We start from the raw sequence: 20,089 nt of genomic DNA on the forward strand, positions 1-20,089 counted from the left end.
AATCAGCCCCGAAAAGGCTTCTTCGGTGCCGCATGCGGGCGTGCTGCAGGTTCATTCCGCAAGATCTGCACGGCCGGCGCCTGCGCGGTCCAAAGCAGATCGGACGCCGAATCGAACGACATCAACCGGCCGGACGAGAAGTGCTTGCGGACTGCCTGATCCGCCACGCTCGACGCGACCGTGCCGAGGCGAACTCCGCCGTGTTCAATGGCCTGCTGCGTCCGCTCCGCCTCGATCGTCGCCTTGCTCGCTGCGCAGCGCACGCTCTCGTCACCTCGAGATCCTAGGCGCGTCATTGGCGTCTGCCCGTACTCGATGCCGACCGCGAGATCGATTGCAGCTCCCGATCCGACGATCCCCAAGCAGAGGTCGAAGGACGATCTCATCGCAGCGGCACACAACGCGGCCCGCCGCACTGTCTTTGCCGGGTCATCAGCGCGCTCGCCTTCCGCCACGCAGCCGTGAATGCAGTCGCCGATGAAGCGCACGCGCTTGCCGCCGAAGTCCTCCTTGAGCACGGCGTTGAGCTCTTCCCTGATCACGTGCACCACCTTTACAGCTTCACGGATCTTGTCGGATCCGCCGTGGATTGCCTGGTCGACGAAATTGGTGAACCCATCGATGTCCGCAAAGATCGACGCCATGCCCATGCGGACCGAATTCGCCGGCGCGAGTTCGCTGAACTTGACTGTGGACAGCGGCAACGCCGGACGCTTGAACCGAAACATCGGCTCCGCGGAATCGAGAGCGACCGCAGACGCAGTCCGGTCGAGGCTGTCGAAGCCGTACTTCCTCACCGCCCCCTGAACGTAGGCCTCGTCCAGCGTCATCACGCCAGCAGACTTTCGCACGGCTCCCGCCGCGACCCGCTTCTGAGCCGTCTCGGTCAGAAAGATGCCCTGCTCGGTTCCCGCCGCCACGAGCTTAGCTGCATGATTTGCGGGACGCCCGAGAAACAGCGTGTCCTTCTCATGGGCCCCACGGCCGGTGGTCATCGCCAGGCACTTTCCATGGTCGATGCCTAAACGAATGCGCGACGGGAAACCATGGGCTTGACCAACCCGTTGCGCGGCCTCGGTGAGCTTCCGAGCGAGCGCTACAGCACGCTCTATCTGAGCGGCCGGGTCGCCAGCCGGCGACGTGATGACGGCGTGCAGTCGAGCGCCGTGGTAATCCACCCGATCGCCATCGTCCCCATCGACAAGCGAATCCCACACGCGGTAGTGCATGTGCAAGAAGGCCAGGAGCCGGCGGTGTGCCGCTTCGGTTTCCCGGCCCCGATCGGCGACCAGAGTCTCGAAATTCAAAAGCTCGCCGTACACATGCGCGCCTTCGACAAGGAACGCTTGGCTCAGCGGCATGCGGCTCAGCATCCCGCGCTTCTCCACAATAGCGCTGTCGAGGACCACATGGCGGTCGACTGCTGGCACCGTTTTGACGTGCTCGCGAATGCGGGATTTCGCGCGATCTTCATTCCATGACATCTGCTGACTCCTTGATCGAATAGACGTCGAGCGAGACGCCGTGCTTCACTTCCACCTGTACCGGCTTGCGGAAACCGTCGGGCTTCGCGCCTGATCCGATCATGAGCTCGCGCAATTCAGGGCTCACGCGGATGCCACCGAGCTCAGCGGACTTGGCCTGCTCATAGCGCGCGGCGATGTTCACGGCGGCTCCCAACAGCGTAACCGCGATCCTGTTGTCGGCGCCGAAATCGCCGAACGCCACGTCTCCGCAGTGCAGCCCGATGCGGATCGCAAGGTCGAGTTCATGTTCGGCGAAGTAGCTGCTGCACTTCTCGGCGATGAGGGTCGAGCACCGCATCACAGCCAACGGTTCGGCGCGCTCGCGATCGGTCGTGTCGATGAACCAGAAGCCCATCAATCCGTCACCCATCAACTTGTCGATCTGGCCACCGGCATCGCGGATTGCATCGATCTGAATCTTGGCGAGCTCGCGCAGATGTCGCGCCACCTGGATCGGCTGCTTATCTGCGGCCCAGGTGCTGAAGTTGGCGAGATCGCTGAAATAGACGATGGCCCGACGGCTCTGCACCGGCGGCGCCTCCCCGCCAGCGGCCATCTTGACGAGACCGAGCGCGTCACCGTCGGCGAACCGGCGAAGCAGCAGCTCTCGTTCCGTCGCCAAGCCGCGAAGCTCGGAGCGAGCACGCGTGGCCTGCTCGAGCTTGTCGTTGATGACCACCGCCAACGTCTGCATCCACGCGACCTTCTCGTCGTCCCGCAGCTTTTCCTGAAATGACGCGTCGATGCACAGCAGCCGCACGGGCCCGACGGCCTTGATGGCGGCGGTGCGGCTGGCAGCCCTCCCGGAGAGGAAATGAAGGAGCCCCTGCTCGCCGATGAGTTCTCCGGCATCCCTGAAAGCGACGTTCTGCTCGTCAGAACGGACCTCGACACGCCCGGAGAGCACCAGCCAGCACCCGCCGACCCGATCGCCGCGTCCGCATACACGCTCCTCCGGCACGTAATCTCGGACCGAGCAAAGGCCCGTGCGCTCCAGCGCGCTCAGGATCAAATCCGGCTGCGGGCAGGACTGCTGGAGAAACCGGTCGATCTCTCGCGTGACATTGGCGGCGAAGCCCATCGTCCAGGTTCCAGGTTGGGCGGGAAGGCTAAAAATCTGATTTGCTTTCGCGCCACATTAAGTACGTCTACTCCGAACATACAAAACTCTTTGCTGCCAGTCAAGGACAGGATATGGTGCTACTCCGAACATGCGAAAGCGAAGGTGCACCGCGTGGCTGAGACGCTCAGAGATCGCATTAAGACATTGAGGAAGAAGGCAAAACTGACGTTAGATCAGCTCGCGCCTCAGGCAGGTCTGAGCAAATCTTACCTTTGGGAACTGGAGAACCGCGACCTCCCCCGCCCCTCCGGGGAGAAACTTGCAGGCTTGGCGAAAGCTTTGAACGTCACCGTCGACTATCTTCTTGGCGGGGATCCCACCGAGAATTTGGAAACGGCCGAGGACAAGGCATTCTTTCGGGAATACGAAGCCATGTCGCCAGAGGCCCGCGCTCAGCTCCGCCGATTGGCAAAGGCATTGGATAAATAGCCATGAACTCCGAGGGCTGGGGACTGCAGAGGTGGGCGAACCACTTCAACCAGATGTTGAACCTGGCCAACCCGCCCAACCGTTACCGCTTCGACGTCGGCCGGCTCGCCATGGAAACGACCGCCCAGATGTTTCCCGGCGATCCTATCGTGAAGGTAGAAGAAGAAGACCTCGAGGGATTCGCTGGCGCTCTCGTCCCAGCCGAATCCAGAACTCGCTGGGGCATCGCTTACGGCAAGGGACAGTCGCCGGGAAGGCGAAGGTTCACTATCGCCCATGAATTCGGCCATTTCCTGCTCCACAGGAAGAAATATCCGAACGGCATCCATTCAAGCGAAGCCGATGTGGATGGCCGAACGAAGATCGAAGTCGAGCGCGAGGCGAACGAGTTCGCCTCATGGCTGTTGATGCCGTTGGACGATTTCCGCAAGCAGATCGCGCCGAGAGACAAGCCAGACTTCGACGCGATCGGCAACTGCGCGACGCGCTACGAAGTTTCATTGGTCGCCGCGGTCCTGCGATGGCTCAGGTACACGGAGAGGCGAGCGGTATTTGTCAACTCCATCGACGGGTACGTCAATTGGGCGTGGTCTAGCGACGCGGCCTTCAAGAGCGGCAACTTCATCCGCACAAGCCGGGGCCCTGTGGAGCTTCCAGCCGGATCCGCCGTCGCGCAGCAGCAGTTCACGCCGGAAGTCCGGAGCGGCGTCGATCACGCTGCCGGAGTGTGGTTCAATCAACGCGTCAAAGAGCATTCGTTCCGGAGCGAGAAGTACGACACCGCCTACACGTTGCTCCATCTGGCAGATGCGGAGCCAAAATCGTGGTCTGAAGGAACGCCCCTTGAGGACACGTACGAACGATTCATGAGGCGGTGACGTCGGCCCATGGGCGCTCCGGATCCAGCGCCTCCTGCTCCAAGTGGCGCACATCCGATCCGAACGCAAGCCAATCCGCCAACTCGCGCAGCGCGCTGTCGGACCTTGCGATCGAGGCCAAGCTCGGATCCGCATCCGCCGGCTGGCCCGATTTCTCGGCCAGATCCTTAGTCATCAGGTGCGGTCGCGGCCCACGCGGCAGGTTTTCCTCAAGGTACCTGAAAATTCGCACGCCGCCGGCGTCTACGTCGCCCCAATGAAGGAACGGCACCTCGGCCGCCACTGCCGTAAGAACCTTTGCCAGAAATTCGACGACTCCAGCCGCCGGGAAGCCGCCGGTATACACGATCAGGCTGCCGTCCTCGATCTCCCGGACTTGCCGATTGAAGCTCGCATAGTTCTCGATCGTTAGGATCGTCGTCGGACGCTCCAAGACCGAGAGTTGCTGCAGCATCTCCGGATGAATGGACGCGAACGGCCTTGCCCGGCCATCGACCAGGCGACCGTCAGCCTCCCCAACGGCGACAGGCCCCCTCAAATGAATGGGATGGCTGAACCGCTCGAGTCCGATGTGCGTCCAGACAACATCGGCAGCCGCGCCCGGCTGCCCGATCCGGACACCGAGAACCGCGGCAAGCCGCGAAGCGTGCCTATCGAAGGCCTTGGTGTCGTTCGTCGCCTTTTTAGAGAAGGTGCGCGCGTCCAGCCCTCTGGCCTCCTCTCGCGAGATGGACGCCAGCAAGCTGAAGAACTCCTTGGCTGCATCGACTTGGCCGGCCGTCAGGCGATAAGCCGCCTCGCTGCGGGCCCACCTAGCCGTCATGTCGTCCAACAAGGTGATGACCCACGGTTCTCCGGTCGCCGCGACCGGAAGCAATTCGTCCCTGACGCGCTGCGCGGTCGCCGGAGCAGTCGGGCGGCCGAGATGCCTGGCGAGCAGCTCAGCGTCGCGGACGACGACGCGCTCGATCAGATGGCCCTGGTCCCTCTTGCCCCATTTCACCTCGACAGAACCGAACCTTTCGGCCGCGGTGATCTGATCATGGAAGCGGCTCATTTGCTGCGCGGTCGAAAGCCGGTCATAGTCTGGAGCTGCAGAAGCTGACCACGAGCGATAAGGGTTGCGCTCGCTCCGCTCCAGCAGCCGTTCGAGCAGTTCGACGCCGGCATCTGTCATCCGAACGTCGGTCATTCAGCGGCCTGGTCCCGCGGGATAGCCTCGGCCTTCTCGGCCGCGATCCGCTCGGACTTGAACACGTCGAAGCCCTTGCGGTAGGGGTCGATAGCAACGATCGCGTCGCGAGCCTTCTCGGTCAAGAATTCGGTGTCGATCATCACCTGGTTGCCCAGCCGATTCACGTTTACGACGGTGTCGACCACTTCCATGAACACGTGACGCTTTTCGTCGGGTGTGGCCAACACGACTTGGAGTCCCAGGGCCCGCATGAAGTCCGAGCACTGGCCGATCGCCTTCGTATCCAGCCGATTAAATGCTTCGTCGAAGATCGCGAGAGACAGTCCGCTCTCCCCGGTTCGCCGGTTCTGGTATGTGGCGGCCAACGAGGCACCGATGGCGATGTAGAACGGCAACTGGCCTTCGCCTCCGGATCCAGTGCCCGCGCGGCTCGTCAGAGACGACCGGATCGTACCCTGGGCATCCTTGATGTAGAGCTCGAAATTGAAATACTTGCGCGGGTCCTCGATATCCTCCGTCCGCGCCTCTGGATTCGACAGTATCTCCTCGATCTGGCGGACCGCGCGCATCATCGGGGAATTCGCGTCCCCGCTCCGGTCGCCGAAGAGCGGCAGGTTGAATTCAGGCTTTCGGGATTCTTCGACGAGCTCGATCATGTCGACATGAGTTGGCGCATCGAGCGCTTTGAACGAGTAGTAGTCCCGCCCGTGGAACTGGCGATCTTCCAGATGGCGATTGAGCTCCTTCAGGGTGTTTCGAATGCCCATGAAGGCGTCATCCAGCCGATGAAGGAGATCGTCTCGGAAGGCCGAGGTCATCTCGGTCGCGGCGTTCCGGCACTGCTCCTCATACTGGACTAGCTCGTGCCCATCGAGCCGCTCCTTTTCGGTCGCCGCCCACTGCTCTACTGCCGTCGGCGTTGCCTCTTCAGCGGTGAACGACGGCACGACATGGAAATCCTGACCGTGCTTGTTCATCGCGTTGGTCATTTCGCGCATCAGGCTGGATCGCCTTGTCGTAGAGCGAGTCTCTCTGTCCGCGGTCAGCCCGTCGATGAGGTTCGGTATCGCTTCCGTCGCCATTCTGGCGACTTCCGGACGGTAGTCACGCATCGCCGTCGATTGCGGGAAATCTTGACGCATCTGACGTGCACGGTCCCGTCGAGCTCCACGCGCGGTGGTGCTATTCTTTTGCATGTAGTCATCGTACGCGCCCTCGGCCTTATCTCGCGCGCTCTTCGCGGCGTCAAAGGCCTTCTGCGTCTCCAATTTCCTACGGCCCGCCGTCACCACTTCACCCGCGAGACGCTCCAGATCGGCAACGAGCTTGGGGTCGCGATTCCGCTTGGCATCCTCGATGTTTTTGCCGATCTCGGCGAGCTTGCGGTCGAAAGCAGCCAAGTCGGCTCCGCATTCGGAGCAGGTCAGGCCAGCTTCGATCGTCTTCTGGAAGCGGGCAAACATGTCCTCGAACAGCCGTGCTTCTTCTTCCAGTAGGCCAACCTCGCGCGCCCGCTCAGCGAGCTGCATCGTGAGGTCTTTTCGCTCGGTCTCGAGCTGCTGACGCATTTGCCCCTGTGTGGCACGCCCGAGCTTGAGGTGTTCAGGTTTGGGAAGCCTTCGAACCGTACGGCCACCTTGCATCATCCGGTCAGGCGTGATGGCGTTCTCGGCGGCGACCATCCTGTCCATGGTCTCTACCATCATCAGCCGGCCCAGCCTATAATTGAGGAAAGCCCGGGCATGCCGGTTTTCCGTGCTGATGATCTGCGCCAACGACCCCTTCTCGGCGGGGCGCGTACCGTCGGTCTTCGTCGTGTTGATGACTTCGGCGTGTTGGAACGAATATTCGCCGCCTTGCCGGTAGATCTCCAGGGCTCGGACGGCCCGACTGGGCTCGACGATCAGCGCCTCACGGGAGCGCCCCAGGACGGCCTCGGCCGCCATCCGCCATTTGTCGTCGCGGATTTCCACCAGATCGCACAGCGGCTCGGCCTCGATGCCATGCGAACGAAGCTGATCTATCAGATTCCGGGTGCCACGCTCGATAGGGCTGAGCCCTTGGTCCATCCGTTTCAGATTGCTGTCGATCTGGTCGATGCGATCCTGAAGGTCCTTGGTCGCGACGCGGGCCGTGAAATGAGCGTCCGAGAACGACTTCCGGACCGCCGCAAGTCTCTCCTGGTCCACGGCGCCCAGCGCCGCGTCGAGATGCGAAGCGCTATCTTTCCAGTCGCCCGGCAGTGTCTTGTCCCATTCGGAAAGTGGCGCCCTTCCCCGAGCGACTACGACCGCGCTCAGCAGCGCATGCAGGAGATCGTCACGACGAACCAGCAGATTGAGTTCGACGGCCTTCTTGATCGACGCGATAAGGCCTTCGATGTCCTTGAGCGGCGCCATGGCGTTGGCACGCTGGCTCAGCGCTGCGGCCTTGTCCGACTCGTACATCTGGGCAAGCTGTTCGGCGTCGCTGGTCCTGATCGACAGCTCGACGGTCTTATGCTCGGCCTCGAGCGCGGCATGTCGGGCCGCGGCCGCGGCCGCCTCGACCTCTGCCTTACCTGCCACGCTCCGAAACTGCGCGATGACCTCTTCCTGCCGCCTGGCTTCCCGGCAGAACTTCTCCCATTCCAGGCGCGCGATCTGCCAGCTATTGGTTGCGATAACCTTCTCGTTTTCCACGGCACGGCCGACGATGCGAAGGATTCCGGCTAGGCTGGCGCTCTGGGCCCTCAACTCCTCGATGCGACGGGTCAATGACCGCCAGTGTTCGATTCCGAGCCGAAGTCTGTCGACCTGGAGAGGCTGAACGTCGAGGACGTAGTTCCGGACGAAATCCGTAGGATTGTCCACCGGCTTCAGCAGCAGCGCGTTCCGGAATGCCTTCTGGAAGCGCCGTGGATCGAGCGGAAACCCTGCCGGCGATAGAGCTCTGAGCGATTCCGCCACGAAGTCGGTAGCGCTTGAGAACGCATCGTCGACCTCGATATGTCGCGCTCGCAACGCGGTGCGTACGGCGTGCCACTGCAGTGTCTCGACCTCGTCGTCGCCGACCGCCGCGAGTATGTCGTCCTTTGCCATGGCGCCCTTGGCGATGAAGCGCGCCTCGCAGGACTCGTCGCTTCTCGAAGCCGAAGCCGAAAAAGCCACGCCCAGGCTCACCGCCGAGCCATCGGCCAGATCCTCGAAGACCAGGATGATGTAGGTGTAGGCATGCTGTCGCGTCGGCTCCGAACGCTCGCCCTTCTCGTCGAGCGAGACAACGCCGAGGCAGTAGTCGCGGAGAGTCCGCTTGCTCCTGACATTGCTCTGGGCGCTCGGATTGAAGCGGATGCTGGCCATACTTGCGCCCGAGAGCACTGTCTGGACGGCGTCGATGATCGCCGATTTACCCGCACCGTTCGGACCGATGATGGCGGTCATGCCGCGCAAATCGACCTGCTGCGCCCGGAACAAGTACCAATCGATCAGGATGATGCGACGAAGTTCGATCACGCCTGCACCTCGCTCGCGGCGTCGGTCTTTGCCGTCGCCGGGATGGAGCGCTACACGAACTCTTCGAGGGATCCTAGCGTATCCTTGGAGACCACGATCGGCAGGGCGGGCCGCAGGAACAGAGTGAAGTTCCTGTCGTCCCGATCCTCGATTCGGACAAGGCCGCGCTGGCGGAAGCCGGCCAGGATTTCCTTCACCCTTCCGAAATTCGGACGCTCGCGATGCGTGCGATCTTCGTAGATCTGCAGGATCTGCTCGCTCTCGACCTCAACCTCGCCGAATTCCTTGGCCTCGAACCGCGTGAACGCCTCTTCGTAGTGGAGCCGCAGCACCAGAAGCAGAAGGCTCTCATCGAGCTTCATGCTCTGACGAGGGGGCAGCTCGTTCGCCACCAGGCCGACGTAGCCGTCGTTCGGCCTGCCCACGACCCGGTACCCGAGCGCATCGAACAGATTCTCGAAATACCCCATGTGGCGACGGAGCACTTCGTAGGAGGTCTTCATGCCCCAGTCGTTCTCATAGATGAACTGCGCGCGCCAAAGCGACTGTGCCGCCTGCCGCAGTTCCTTCTGCAACTGGTCGCCGTCGTGTCCCTCGGAGTCCGCGTCGTCGATGAGTTTAGAAAGATCACGCAGCATCGGCCGTGGTCCTCGTTCTTTCGATCCGGAAGGCGGTCACGTCGATCCAGTCGTTGGCGGTGCGCCCCTCGTCGAGCCTGATCGTGAATTCGCCAAGTCGCACAGAGCGGCCGACCGCAGCCAGGTTCGGGAGCGCCCGGTAGGCGAAGAGGTCCGGAATGCTCTCGATCTCGATCTCCGCGGACGACACGGCATCGCGGCCCTGCATCTGCCGCCGGGCGAACTCGAGCAGCCTCTGGTCGGACACGCGCACCATCCGGTCGAATTCGGTCGTGGCCTCGACATAGGCGCGCAGATATGGATCCTGCTTCGGCACCTTGAAGCGCGTCCGCTCCGGTGGTGCCTTCGGAGGCGGTGGCGTGTACAGCGCAAGCGATGTGATCGGCAGGCCCACATCCGGCGACCCAAGACGGATCTCCACTTCATCGCGCCCGATCTTCGAGAGTTGCTCGATCAGCCGGACGATCCGCTCAGCGGATCCCTCTCCCATGACGTCCATGTAGTGGACGGTGGTGCGGATGCGGCGTTCGAGACGGTCGCGGAAATCTTCGATCTTGTCCATGAAGGGGCCGACGTCCTCAAAGACGCTCTTGATCTTCTCGAGCTCGGCGACGACGCGTTCCTCTGCCGTGGCAACCGTGGAGCCTGCGCCCATGACACCCTGCTCGATGTAAGGCGCGCGCGATTTTGCCAAGCTGATTGGCATCCGCGAGCATGTCGCCGGCGAGCGTCGCGATCGTGCGGCGATGACGGTACGGATTGTTGGACGTCTTGAGCTGCTTGTAGTCGGCTATCAGGAGGCCGTCGACGAAGTCCTGGAAGAACGTACGGAGGATGGCCGCCGCGTTCGGATTCCCCAAAATGCGGTCCTCGATCTCGCGCATTCCGGCCAAGATGCGACGCATGCTGCGGGCAAACCGCAATGCCGTGTCGTGTGCATTGGCCAAGCCTTGGGCCATCGTTTCCGGTTCACGGTGCGCGGCCTCCAGGTTGTTCTTGACGTCGACCACCGCGCCTGCGACGCGGACGCGGCTGTTGCCGAAGTCGGAGATCGCCCCGAGGACCATGAACGCGTCCGGGTTCATGTCCACGTAGGTTCGCCATTTTTCGGTTTCCTCCGTGAGCCAACCGGTATCGCGCAATCGATAATAGGCTAGGTAATGGGCTTGGCTTGTGGTCTGATCCTCTTCAGGATCGCCTTCCGAGAGGTCGCCCATCGATCCGATGCCGAACTCGGAGAGCCCGATCTCGATCTGCTTAACGATCTCTTCCCTAAGCGGCGTCTCGAGAATGCGCGCGGAATAGACCCGCTCATAAAGGCGCATTAGCAGGCGCGAATAGACGTGCTTCTTCGGCCCGGACAAGGGCTTGAAAAGGGTCTCCGGAAGATAACCAAACAGCTTCATCTAAGCAGCCCTCGGCTCGCGGATTGAACCGCGGCGACTGCGCAACCGCAAGGAAAAACTGAGGATTTTCAGAGCGTTCTGTTCGTTTTCCTCCACGAGGAGACTCCGGGCCGCCCGGTCCATGACATCCTAGCCGGCCGCATGCTCCTCGACCACGACCGGTTTAACCTCCCCCGTTGATGCAAGAAGAATCTTTTCGAATGAGTCTGGAGCGCGCGATCGGGTGCTGACATGTGTCCGGCCTCTGAAGCGGCCGTTACATGCCGCCGGCCTGTATGGGAGTTCGCGGAGCGGGTCCAATTCAGTGATGCGCGCTCGAGGCGCGTGTCCATAATCTGGTTTTCCCGATCCCGTCTCTGACCGTTGCGCCATACTCTCCGTTCGACCTTCTCACATCGTAGGCAGCGGGAGAACTAGGGTCCAGACTCAATTGAGCCAATATGCGACGAGAGCGGCGAGATGAACAGCGGCCAAAAAATTACGGGCGAGCTTGTCATATCGCGTGGCGATGCGCCGGAAGTCCTTGAGCCTGCAAAAGCAGCGTTCGATGACATTTCGTCCTTTGTAGGCGCGTTTGTTGAAGCGATGGATGACGACACGGTTAGATTTATTGGGGATTACGGGCTTGGCGCCACGACGAATGATTTCGCCGCGAAGCTTGTCGCCATCATACCCTTTGTCGGCGAGGAGCACGCTCATGGGTGGCGCGAGCGCCAGGACATCGGGAGCCGCAGCGATATCGGCATCCTGGCCTGGAGTCAGATGCAGGACGACCGGCCGGCAGAGCGGATCGCTCAGCGCATGGATTTTTGTCGTGCGGCCTCCGCGCGAGCGGCCGATTGCTTGATTGTGCTCCCCCCTTTTCCGCCGGAGGCACACCGGTGAGCTTTAATCGAGGTCGAGTCGAGCGACAGTACGACGCCGTCTTCGCCAGGCTTGGCCAGCGCTTCGAAGATTGCGCACCATCGTCCTCGCTTGGCCCAGCGATTGAAGCGATTGTAGATCGTCGTGTAAGGGCCGTATTCACGTGGACAGCCTCCGCAACTGCTCAATCCGTGATTGTCTCCTCGGCCAATCCGTGGGGCAACACCGTCACCGCGGCAGCAGCAGCGGCGCGAGCGCGTACGCCTCTGGTACGTGGCCGCGACCCGGGCGCGCGACCTGCTGATCCTGCCTAGGCACTCCGCCGACCTGTCGGACAAGTGCTGGGCGAAGCTCGTCGATTTGGGCCTGGCTGGTCTCCCGGCGATCAACCCGAACGACGTCGGCACCGCGAAGGAAAGGAACGTCACGCCGCTAGAGAACGGGCAGACCCGCGAGACCTTCGCCGCCGAGGCGACCGCTATCTTCGATGTGCGCAAGACCGTGATCTGGCGTCGCCCGAGCCGGAGCGAACTTGATCAGGTGGACGAGCCAGAAGCGAAGATCGAAAGCGGGGAAATTCCGGAAACCGGCGCTGCGGAGCCTGCTGCCGTTCTCAGAAGTTCGACGCGTGGCACCATCCTTCACAAGCTAATCGAGGAGGTGCTGACCGGAGAAGCCTGCGACGCCAGGGCGGGCTTGAAACGCGGGCTGCGGAACTGATCCGGCAGATGGGGCACGAACCGGCGGAGGATCCGAAGATGGGCATCAGCGCCGTCGAACTGACCGCCACGGTGCTGCGGACGCTCGCTCTTCCGGACGTCGTGACGCCGCGACCGCGTCTCGCCCCCGAGCTCCCGTTGTTCGGAAGCCAGACTCACGAAGGCGGCAAGGTCCTGCTCTCCGGACAGGTTGACGCGATCGCGTTCGACGAGGCCGGCGCCATCGACGCGGTCGTCGATTGGAAGAGCGACGTGGCTCCGGATGCGCCGAGCATCGGCCACTACAGACAGCAGATCGCCGACTATCGGAAGCAGACGAACCTAAGCGGGACAGGTCGTCGATGTGACTTGAGCCCCCGCGGCTGCTGCTCAGGATCCAAGCGCCGTCTCTGCCGGCCTGGTCTACCTTGCCGAGCTGCGGTTGCTCACGCTTGGCTGAGATCGAATCTGAAAGTTCTCCGCAGTTTCACGGATTTCGAAATTGATCGGTCCAGGTCGCCCGTCCGGAGTTCGGGCCCACAGGTATGCGGAGCCTTCATCCAGCACGATCGACTCGACCGAGAAGCCTGCACGCTTAACCAATCCGGCGAGATCGTCCGGCGGGATGAGGCCGTAGAAGGAATGGCCCCTAAGCGAGTCCATGAGGAAGCCGTTGCCGTATGGTTGACAATTCGGGAGATTCTGCATCCTTGTAAAATCAGAATTGCGATAGAGCGTCACAAACAAGCAAGTGCCGTTTGGCTTTAGCTTAGCTTTTGAACGATGCCAAGTCTCACGCTTGCCGATGGGATCACAGAAAGAACGTTTATGCAGAAGCCGCGGTCGTATCTCCGGTCATGGGAGGCAAACTGACCCACGGTGAGGGCGTGGACGTGATTTGATTTGCCGACGTAATCGCGGATGGTGGTCGAACGACCGCGGATCATTTGACCCCTTGAAAGCTGCACTTCCGAATCCACCAACGCAAGTTCGCCGGTGGTTTTGGCTATTGCCCGTTCGTAACGCAGTTTGCCGCAGCCAAAGTCGAAGCTGGAATGAATTGGCTCGAGACGCGAGATCAGCTTCTTAAGATAGGCCGAACTCTGTGTTTCCGGCTTGGCTGCGTTTTCGCTCCGGACGATGATATCCTTCCCGATCTTGTACCACATCAGATGGCCGCCTCTGTGAATGCTTGGCGGTTGCCTGCACTTGCCTCGGCATTCCCGGCTATCTGTTGGATCTGGGGATCCGCCCTTCGTTCCAGCAATCCATACCGAAGATGTATAAATAGAAGCGCGGCCATCGAGGCGGTCCAAAAAATGATCAGAAACCAAGCTGCCCTGGCGAAGGCGGATAAGACCGCGAAGCCTGTGAGTATGAAGAGCCACTCCAAGGCAACCCAATATGTGCCAAGCCTCCAATGCGCTTTCGATGTCGTGCTTGTCGACGAGCGGATGTTCGCTTCGGCTGGACGCGTATTTGTAGAACGTCGCTCTCACGAGGGGATGGCGGTCGCGTTTGAGATTTGCCACCTGACGGGCCGACATCTGCGCACCCGACATGACAGCCAGAGGGAGAAGGATGTTAGCGCGGTCGAACCTCGCCCTGATCTTAAATATGTCCGAAATCCGATCATGGAATCGGGTGACCCTGCTGAAGATGAGCACCAGCAAAGCAAGCGCGAAGCCGCCCACGTTCACCTCAGGAGCTTTAATAGCCGTGGCGAATTCCTTGACGCCGGGCAGATGCTCAACTCGCAAGAAAAGACCGTTAATCCAAGGATCGTACCTCACCAGGAACGAGCAGGCTAAGGTCAGCCAGAAATCCGCCAAAGCGTTCTTCTAGAGCATCTCAGAATAGTTCTTCGGCCCGAAGAAGGGCATCAGAACGCGAAGGATCGAATCCATGCCGCCCCCGAGGTTGTTAAGACCGGTCCATAAACGGCTTGATTGAGTCAGAAAAGTAGCCGACGGTCAACGGATAAGGTGATGGCCGAAGGGAGGAAACACCCTCCCTCGGACGCTTCCCGAGTCGAGTAAGCTCGCGTCTTTGGATCGCCAGTCGTGTGGGGCACGCCGGCTTTTCGGAAGCGACTTGCTCGGCCCAGTTATCCAGCGACGCGTCGGCCTTGCGGAAAAGGGCCGCGCGAACCGGATCATGCAGCATGATCTGCTTCAGCGCCCGGCCAGCTATCGAATCCTTGAACTGAAGTTGATGACCAAGGAAGTTCCTTCGATGGAGGCCGAATTCGTGGTTCAGAAGGCGCACGTCGTCGGAGTGAAGGTATCCTAGAAACATACGTGGCTCGCGCGCGGTGTCGTGACAAACGGCCCAGCCCCGCGGGCCTGAAATCATGCCGCGACGCTGCCAGCCATCTTCGGCGTAGCAGAGACACGGCAGGGCGAATGCCTCGCGATGAGGTCAACACTGGACTCGCGACCGCTCGAGTTCTGCATCTGCAGCACCACGCGTCCGGTCTCGACCATGGCGCGAAACGCGACGCCGGCGACTTCCTGTTCATGGAACACGAACGTCGATGCTGGCTGCTTCATGTCGTCCTCGATGGCGATTGGATGGGAGGTGCAGGCGTTGCAGACGCGACGAAGCTGATTAGACCCCCTCACTTTTTCGGACCCCATTCGGCAGGCTGATCAGGGAGTTCTGAGATCGAGTCGATTCGAAAACGAAATCGAGTCGTTTTCAAAGTGTTCGCACATATTTGTGTGAGGCCACTTTGAAAACGACTCGGCTATCCCGTTGATATTCCTGGAGCTCGCGTTTTGAGAACGACTCGATTGCGACTTTAAGAACGACTCGATGACCCGACTTCCGCTTCAAGACCGATTCGATTGTACATCTAGTTGATATTGAAATCCTTTTTTGCACCCCTTTTACTCCCAGACCGTACGGTAGGGTCGCAGTCTGGAACAAACGGGATCAGCTAAAGGCCGGATCCCGCCGTTCGTAGCTTGCGCCGGGCTTAGTCATCACTACCCATGCGATCCGCGCAATCTTTGCCGCCAAGGCGACGGTGACCTTGTTAGTGTGCATGCGTGCCTGAAGTCCATCAAGCCAGGCGCCAAGGTGATATCGCGAGCGATCAAGATGTGTCACGCAGGAGCGGGCGCCGTGGATGATCATCCGGCGCAGATATCGGTTGCCGCGCTTGCTTATCCCCAGGAGCTTCGTTTTGCCTCCCGTAGAGTATTCTCTAGGAACAAGACCCAGCCAAGCTGCCATATCGCGGGCCTTTTTGAACTGTGGGGCAGATCCAGCTGCTGCCAAAAGCGCTGTCGCCGCGAGTGGCCCAATGCCCGGGATAGTCATTAATCGACGTGCAGTATCGCTTTGAGAGGCAATCGCCTCAATCTCGCGGTTGACTTCAGCAATCCGCAGCTCCAGCTGCCGCAGCTCGTCGAATGTAGATGCAAGAATGCGACGCATGGCCGACGTTAGATCATTCGATTCATCTGCCAAAACCCTCGGCAGATCTGCCTTGAACTTGCCGGCGCCCTGGTGAATAGCGATCCCATATTCAAGGCAAAAAGCGCGCATCTGATTTATGAGGCACGTCCGTTGCGAAATCATCCTATCGCGAACACGATGCAGCGCTTGCAGGTCAATGTGTTCGGGCGACCGTATTTCGACGAAGCGCATTGTTGGTCGCGTCACTGCTTCCGCGATCGCTGCGGCATCGATGATGTCACTTTTGTTGGACTTTACATAAGGCTTGACGAATTGAGCCGGAATAATGCGGACGGTATGCCCCATCGCGGCGATCTTGCGTGCCAACCATTGCGAGCTGGCCTTCCAATTGTAGATCGTCGCTTCGGAGACCCCGTGCTTGCGAGCTAGGTCGGCCGTCTTCGCCCCGGCCTCATGCGCCTTCGACACTGCGATAATCTGCTCTTCCGTGAACCTTGCTCGCTTCATCTGTCCGTCCTTCTTCGGGGCGGACTCTGAATCCTTCTGGAGGAAATGCTCAGTGGCAGGTCACGCCAACGAAAAGAAGCGTTGGTTGCGCAGCCGCGCCAAAATCCATCGCTGCGCGACTTGCACCGCAACTTCGACCTTTGCCTTATCTTTTGGGCGCCGCGGCCGGGCTGCGAGATGGCCGTGCCGTAATGGCTTGCCATCTCGGCATAGGTTCGGTTGAGGCCGGGATCGTGGCGGTCGGGATGTGAGCGGCAAGCCAAGGCCGTCAGTCAGCGTGGCTCATTGGCATAGCGCAGCTCACCTTACCGCCCGCGCGGACTTCACTTCGAAGTCACGGACCAGTTGTTGAAATTGAAGTTCTTTCCCCCCGGGGACGAGGTAATCTCGACGCCGTATTGGACGCTACCGACGTTTATGTCGCCAAAGTACCCCTTCGACTTGATCCACTGCAGGATACTCTTGATGTCCACTGTCCCGCTGTTGGTCTTCGAAGTGCGCAGCAATGAGATGACCTTGTGACCATCGGAGCCTTCGCCTTCAAACACGTTCCAAGTCGCCCCGCCTACATTGACATTGCTGTAGACCGGAATCGCCGCACCGGAAGGGGCATAATGATATGAAATGGGCTTAACGTTGCCGCTCCCGTCCGAGTTTCCGGTGTAGTTTGTCCAGAGCATTATCTCATGTCGGTCTGAGCTGTCCCAGATATCGTAGGCGACATCCCAGGCGCCGCCAGTGGGAACTTCCTGATTGAAGCTCGAGCTCAGAGTGTTGATTGAGCTGAGCGGTTTCCCGATATTGAAAGCCACGTGCGGATAGCTCTTGATGCCAGGAGTATTGGGCTGGTTCGACCACACGCTCCACCGGTTGGCTGCACTCACCGAAATCGTCTGAGGCCCAGGGTGCGGGCCCCATACGTCGTTGTTCCAAGAGTAGCCATCGCGTGAAAAGCTTCCGTATGGAGCGCTCGAACGCCAAATCGGCGTCTGTGCCGACACAGGCCCGGCAGATGATAATGACCGGGCTTCATTCGCGGCCTGCCTAAATAGATCATGATCCTCCTGTGTCCGGACGTAACCCGTTGGAGACCCTTGCGCGCCGGCACCGCTTATCCGATTGGAATCCATAAAGCTCTCCTTTCTGATAACAAAATCTCCTGCAGATCCACTAGCGGGCCCCCTAGTTCAGCATGGGCGGCATCGGCATCTAGAGACCGGGCTTGAATGCTAGGAAGGTTGGCTTTCGAGAAGCTGACGAGCTCGGGAAGAAGGGTGGACCCGCGCCCGGATTTGCCGTCTTTCGGATGACAGCAGCCTGGCTGAGACAGTGGCAACGATTGTCCGTCGTCAGACAATTTGAGACTGATCAGGCTTTTCGAGAAGGGAGGCTCTGGCTCATCAGGGGGCATCGTCAACTTAATCGACCGCCGAGCCGAAGGAGGCGATTCTCAGAGGTCGAGAGTCGGCGATAGCGCTTGTCATGGAGATCTCGCGCCAAGTCGCAAAGGCTCGCTCGCGCGAAGCACGACGGAAGTCGGCGGTGGCGGCTCCGGGATAGGGGATGTGGAAAAGGTTCGCGACCTGATCGTGAACGGACAGAAACCGTTGAGCCTGACGGGACGATTTGAAGCGCGTCATGATCCGCTCGCGTCGCCGCGTCGGCTGATGAGAATTCTCGGCCCGATTGTTGAGAGCTTTGTGCTGGCGATGTTCGACGTGTAAGCCCATCTTCGCCCTCGCAGCGCCGTACGAACGCAGCTTATCCGTGATCATAACGCGCGGCGGCGTGCCGGCGGATTTCAAGAGCTTCTTCATGAGCCGCTGCGCAACGCGCGAGTTTCTTCGGCGCTGGATCAAGACGTCAGGAACGAAGCCACTCTGGTCGACAGCGCGCCAGAGCCAATGTTGTTCGCCCGCGATCGAGATAACGACTTCGTCCAGATGCCATTTGTCACCGCGAGGGGGAGTGCGCTGGCGGTTCCGATCGGAGAACGGCTTGCCGAATTTCCGTCCCCACTGGCGCACGGTTTCATAGGTCACGCCAATGCCACGCGCCGCCAGCATTTCCTCGACCATCCGCAAGCTTAAGGGAAGCCGGAAATATAACCAAACGGGATAACTGATCACTTCCGGTGCGATGGCGGCGATAAAGAGGGTCCCGGGCGGTCTGCCGGTCGTCTACCCCTCCGCCGCTCCAATTCGTTAATTTGACGGTACCGTTCAATGGACTGTCCCTGTCGAAGGTTGCGGCCGATCTTGCGGCGCACGCCGTCAACGGCTGGCCGCCGGAGGTCATCAACGATTTCGGCAATCTCGGCTTTGTCCGACCTGCTGGCATCGTGTTTCTCAGCAACTTATTCGCATGGATGAGCGCTCATCAAACCAAAATCACGCTCACCAACCTCATTGGCAAACGCCGTCAGGTTTCTGGACGACTCCCTGTTCTTCGAGCAGCATTGCGGCGCAAAGTTTCGCCCGGATGCCTCACCACGGTCGACAACGCGACCACTGATGAGGATCGCTCATCAGCGATTGCCATGGCTGGCTGGAACACAACCTTGCTCCTTGGCTGGCTGCGCGCCTGTCGATCTCTCCCGCGAGCGGCGTGTACAACCGGCCGGTAGCCGCCATGCCCATCTGATCGCGGGCATCTGGACCGGGTTCAAGGGCGACCGGGGCACCAAGTCCAAGCCGGCCCCCGGCCCTCACCTCGTTTATGGCTTCCTGACGACCGATGAGGAGCGCGACGTATGGATGCGCGCGCCGCGGGATGAAGCAAAGGCACTGCAGCGGCCGTTGCCGGATGATGCGCTGAAGATCGTGATGCGCGGCGCGGATAAGGAAGATCAGCCAACAGCAGGGTAGCGATGCTTTAGCGCCGCAATCGGTATGGTGTTATGGGGACAAGAGGTCTGATGTTGTTCAAATCGCCAACAACGGCCGTGCTCATCATCAGCGCACGCCGATGGCCGAAGCGTTGCATTTCTGCAGGGCGCGGCGTTCGGCATTGCTGCGAACTGCCCGAAACTTCATCTGTATACGAAAGCAATCGCTCAATCGAAAAACGGTATCCGAGGAGTTCGCCAAGGCAACGCAAAGGAATTTGCAGAGGGCGCGTTTCTGTTCCACGAATTGCTAACTGGCGGAAAAGGAGACGAATGTGATGGCGGCCCGTGCACCTGCGATAACGTATGCGGCCTTCGCCCCGGTACATGCTACTTCGTGATTGAACCGTCGGAGGTAAAGCCCTGAGTCCGCAATGCTTTAAGGCAGCACCTTGACGAGATTGGCCCGCTTGCGTGCAGCCAGCTCGACAGCAGCATCGCGCGCCGCTTTGAATGTCATCACTTCCGCTGGCGCGTGCTCATGATCCTTCTCGATCATGGATGAAGCCGCCAAGGAAGCTCGATCTTAGTCAGCTTTTCGCAAGCTGCTCCTGCTAGCATGAAGAGGATAGGTCATCTAGGCGACGCCGCTATCCGGGTGTTACGACATGAACGCAGACGCAGCCGATATCAATGCAACAGCGTCGCAGGTTGGCGCCCCCTCCGACACCGCCGAGAACGGCGGCGATGACACGCGTGCAGCGCTACTGCGCCGAGCATTCGAAAAGGCTCTCGTTTCCGTCGCGACGCAAGTCATAAGCGATTCGCAGTCGGATATGGATGAGGCCATGAGCGAGCTTGATGATGGATGAGCCGATGGTCGGCGCCAGATAGCGATACGGCCGCCTGGTGATTGAATCGAAGACGTGCCAAGTGAGACTTGGCACACGCCAGCAGTTAGATGCGCATTCTATGATCTTTCAGGTCCGCTGCGAACTGCTCCGCGAATCCGAATGCACCTGGATCTTTTTGGCAGCGGGCTGCTGCGACGTCCCTTTGGCGTCCCCAACAGCAGACT

General features: G+C 60.3%; 17 protein-coding genes and 4 pseudogenes. 7 read left to right on the forward strand and 14 right to left on the reverse strand.

Translation table 11 applies throughout. From position 1 onward, the window contains the following. Window positions 1–2 precede the first annotated feature (2 nt). Together ACVJ19_RS01845 and ACVJ19_RS01850 are read right to left on the reverse strand one after the other, a co-directional pair. Window positions 3–1,484: an adenylate/guanylate cyclase domain-containing protein gene (locus tag ACVJ19_RS01845; RefSeq protein ID WP_453947816.1), complete on the reverse strand. Its 1,482-nt coding sequence runs from the start codon at window positions 1,482–1,484 to the stop codon at window positions 3–5. Continuing rightward, complete coding sequence (locus ACVJ19_RS01850) at window positions 1,471–2,607, reverse strand: adenylate/guanylate cyclase domain-containing protein (RefSeq protein WP_340671997.1); 1,137 nt, start codon at window positions 2,605–2,607, stop codon at window positions 1,471–1,473. Before ACVJ19_RS01850 ends, ACVJ19_RS01845 begins: the two co-directional genes overlap by 14 nt. 144 nt (window positions 2,608–2,751) lie before the next feature. On the opposite strand from ACVJ19_RS01850, the gene ACVJ19_RS01855 reads away from it, so the two are divergent. Together ACVJ19_RS01855 and ACVJ19_RS01860 are read left to right on the forward strand one after the other, a co-directional pair. Continuing rightward, window positions 2,752–3,078 carry a helix-turn-helix domain-containing protein gene (locus tag ACVJ19_RS01855; RefSeq protein WP_011084483.1) on the forward strand — a complete coding sequence of 109 codons (327 nt, stop codon included), beginning with the start codon at window positions 2,752–2,754 and terminating at the stop codon, window positions 3,076–3,078. 2 nt (window positions 3,079–3,080) lie between these two features. After that, window positions 3,081–3,956 (forward strand): ImmA/IrrE family metallo-endopeptidase, encoded by an 876-nt coding sequence (locus tag ACVJ19_RS01860; protein WP_011084482.1) that lies wholly within the window; start codon window positions 3,081–3,083, stop codon window positions 3,954–3,956. Here the strand turns inward: ACVJ19_RS01860 and ACVJ19_RS01865 are convergent. From ACVJ19_RS01865 to ACVJ19_RS01890, 6 genes and pseudogenes are all read right to left on the reverse strand, one after another. Next, window positions 3,943–5,148 (reverse strand): Wadjet anti-phage system protein JetD domain-containing protein, encoded by a 1,206-nt coding sequence (locus tag ACVJ19_RS01865; protein ID WP_011084481.1) that lies wholly within the window; start codon window positions 5,146–5,148, stop codon window positions 3,943–3,945. The two genes, ACVJ19_RS01860 and ACVJ19_RS01865, sit on opposite strands and share 14 nt — an antisense overlap. Next, the gene (locus tag ACVJ19_RS01870; RefSeq protein WP_018647893.1) at window positions 5,145–8,645 is read right to left on the reverse strand and encodes an SbcC/MukB-like Walker B domain-containing protein; all 3,501 of its coding nucleotides are present in this window, start codon (window positions 8,643–8,645) and stop codon (window positions 5,145–5,147) included. The genes ACVJ19_RS01865 and ACVJ19_RS01870 overlap by 4 nt, the downstream gene beginning before the upstream one ends. A 50-nt stretch (window positions 8,646–8,695) precedes the next feature. After that, complete coding sequence (locus ACVJ19_RS01875; protein ID WP_453947818.1) at window positions 8,696–9,283, reverse strand: DUF4194 domain-containing protein; 588 nt, start codon at window positions 9,281–9,283, stop codon at window positions 8,696–8,698. After that, window positions 9,273–9,938 carry a Wadjet anti-phage system protein JetA family protein gene (locus ACVJ19_RS01880; protein WP_038968076.1) on the reverse strand — a complete coding sequence of 222 codons (666 nt, stop codon included), beginning with the start codon at window positions 9,936–9,938 and terminating at the stop codon, window positions 9,273–9,275. Before ACVJ19_RS01880 ends, ACVJ19_RS01875 begins: the two co-directional genes overlap by 11 nt. After that, entirely contained in the window at window positions 9,862–10,689 is an 828-nt protein-coding gene (locus ACVJ19_RS01885; protein ID WP_011084477.1) for a Wadjet anti-phage system protein JetA family protein, read from the reverse strand. Before ACVJ19_RS01885 ends, ACVJ19_RS01880 begins: the two co-directional genes overlap by 77 nt. Window positions 10,690–11,115: 426 nt before the next feature. After that, window positions 11,116–11,723 (reverse strand): annotated as a pseudogene (locus ACVJ19_RS01890) (IS5-like element ISBj2 family transposase); the annotation flags it as partial. A 103-nt stretch (window positions 11,724–11,826) separates the two neighbouring features. Between ACVJ19_RS01890 and ACVJ19_RS01895 the strand changes: the two are divergent. Next, the gene (locus ACVJ19_RS01895; RefSeq protein WP_018648886.1) at window positions 11,827–12,273 is read left to right on the forward strand and encodes a hypothetical protein; all 447 of its coding nucleotides are present in this window, start codon (window positions 11,827–11,829) and stop codon (window positions 12,271–12,273) included. Window positions 12,274–12,311: 38 nt separating this feature from the next. Further along, window positions 12,312–13,019: a hypothetical protein gene (locus ACVJ19_RS01900; RefSeq protein ID WP_244442029.1), complete on the forward strand. Its 708-nt coding sequence runs from the start codon at window positions 12,312–12,314 to the stop codon at window positions 13,017–13,019. Here ACVJ19_RS01900 and ACVJ19_RS01905 read toward each other — a convergent pair. Further along, on the reverse strand, window positions 13,016–14,083 hold the full coding sequence (locus ACVJ19_RS01905) for a hypothetical protein (protein ID WP_236842180.1): 1,068 nt from the start codon (window positions 14,081–14,083) through the stop codon (window positions 13,016–13,018). The two genes, ACVJ19_RS01900 and ACVJ19_RS01905, sit on opposite strands and share 4 nt — an antisense overlap. A 325-nt stretch (window positions 14,084–14,408) precedes the next feature. Between ACVJ19_RS01905 and ACVJ19_RS01910 the strand changes: the two genes are divergently transcribed. Next, window positions 14,409–14,543 carry a hypothetical protein gene (locus ACVJ19_RS01910; protein ID WP_257784499.1) on the forward strand — a complete coding sequence of 45 codons (135 nt, stop codon included), beginning with the start codon at window positions 14,409–14,411 and terminating at the stop codon, window positions 14,541–14,543. A gap of 59 nt (window positions 14,544–14,602) precedes the next feature. Here ACVJ19_RS01910 and ACVJ19_RS01915 read toward each other — a convergent pair whose 3' ends face one another. The 5 genes and pseudogenes from ACVJ19_RS01915 to ACVJ19_RS01935 form a co-directional block, all read right to left on the reverse strand. Then, the gene (locus ACVJ19_RS01915) at window positions 14,603–14,803 is read right to left on the reverse strand and encodes a hypothetical protein (protein ID WP_035668701.1); all 201 of its coding nucleotides are present in this window, start codon (window positions 14,801–14,803) and stop codon (window positions 14,603–14,605) included. A 385-nt stretch (window positions 14,804–15,188) separates the two neighbouring features. Next, window positions 15,189–16,184 (reverse strand): IS110 family RNA-guided transposase, encoded by a 996-nt coding sequence (locus tag ACVJ19_RS01920; RefSeq protein ID WP_011084472.1) that lies wholly within the window; start codon window positions 16,182–16,184, stop codon window positions 15,189–15,191. A gap of 63 nt (window positions 16,185–16,247) precedes the next feature. Then, window positions 16,248–16,426: pseudogene (locus ACVJ19_RS01925) on the reverse strand (IS21 family transposase); the annotation flags it as partial. Window positions 16,427–16,507: 81 nt separating this feature from the next. Continuing rightward, window positions 16,508–17,314, reverse strand: a complete 807-nt coding sequence (locus tag ACVJ19_RS01930) for a glycoside hydrolase family 12 protein (RefSeq protein ID WP_011084471.1) — start codon at window positions 17,312–17,314, stop codon at window positions 16,508–16,510. A 288-nt stretch (window positions 17,315–17,602) separates the two neighbouring features. After that, window positions 17,603–18,410 (reverse strand): annotated as a pseudogene (locus ACVJ19_RS01935) (IS6 family transposase). Window positions 18,411–18,808: 398 nt separating this feature from the next. Between ACVJ19_RS01935 and ACVJ19_RS01940 the strand changes: the two are divergent. After that, a pseudogene (locus tag ACVJ19_RS01940) lies at window positions 18,809–19,051 on the forward strand (hypothetical protein); the annotation flags it as partial. Between the two features lie 628 nt (window positions 19,052–19,679). After that, window positions 19,680–19,883, forward strand: coding sequence for a hypothetical protein (locus ACVJ19_RS01945; RefSeq protein WP_011084467.1), 204 nt, complete (start codon window positions 19,680–19,682; stop codon window positions 19,881–19,883). Window positions 19,884–20,089 lie beyond the last annotated feature (206 nt).

This window comes from Bradyrhizobium sp. USDA 376, from assembly GCF_054063675.1.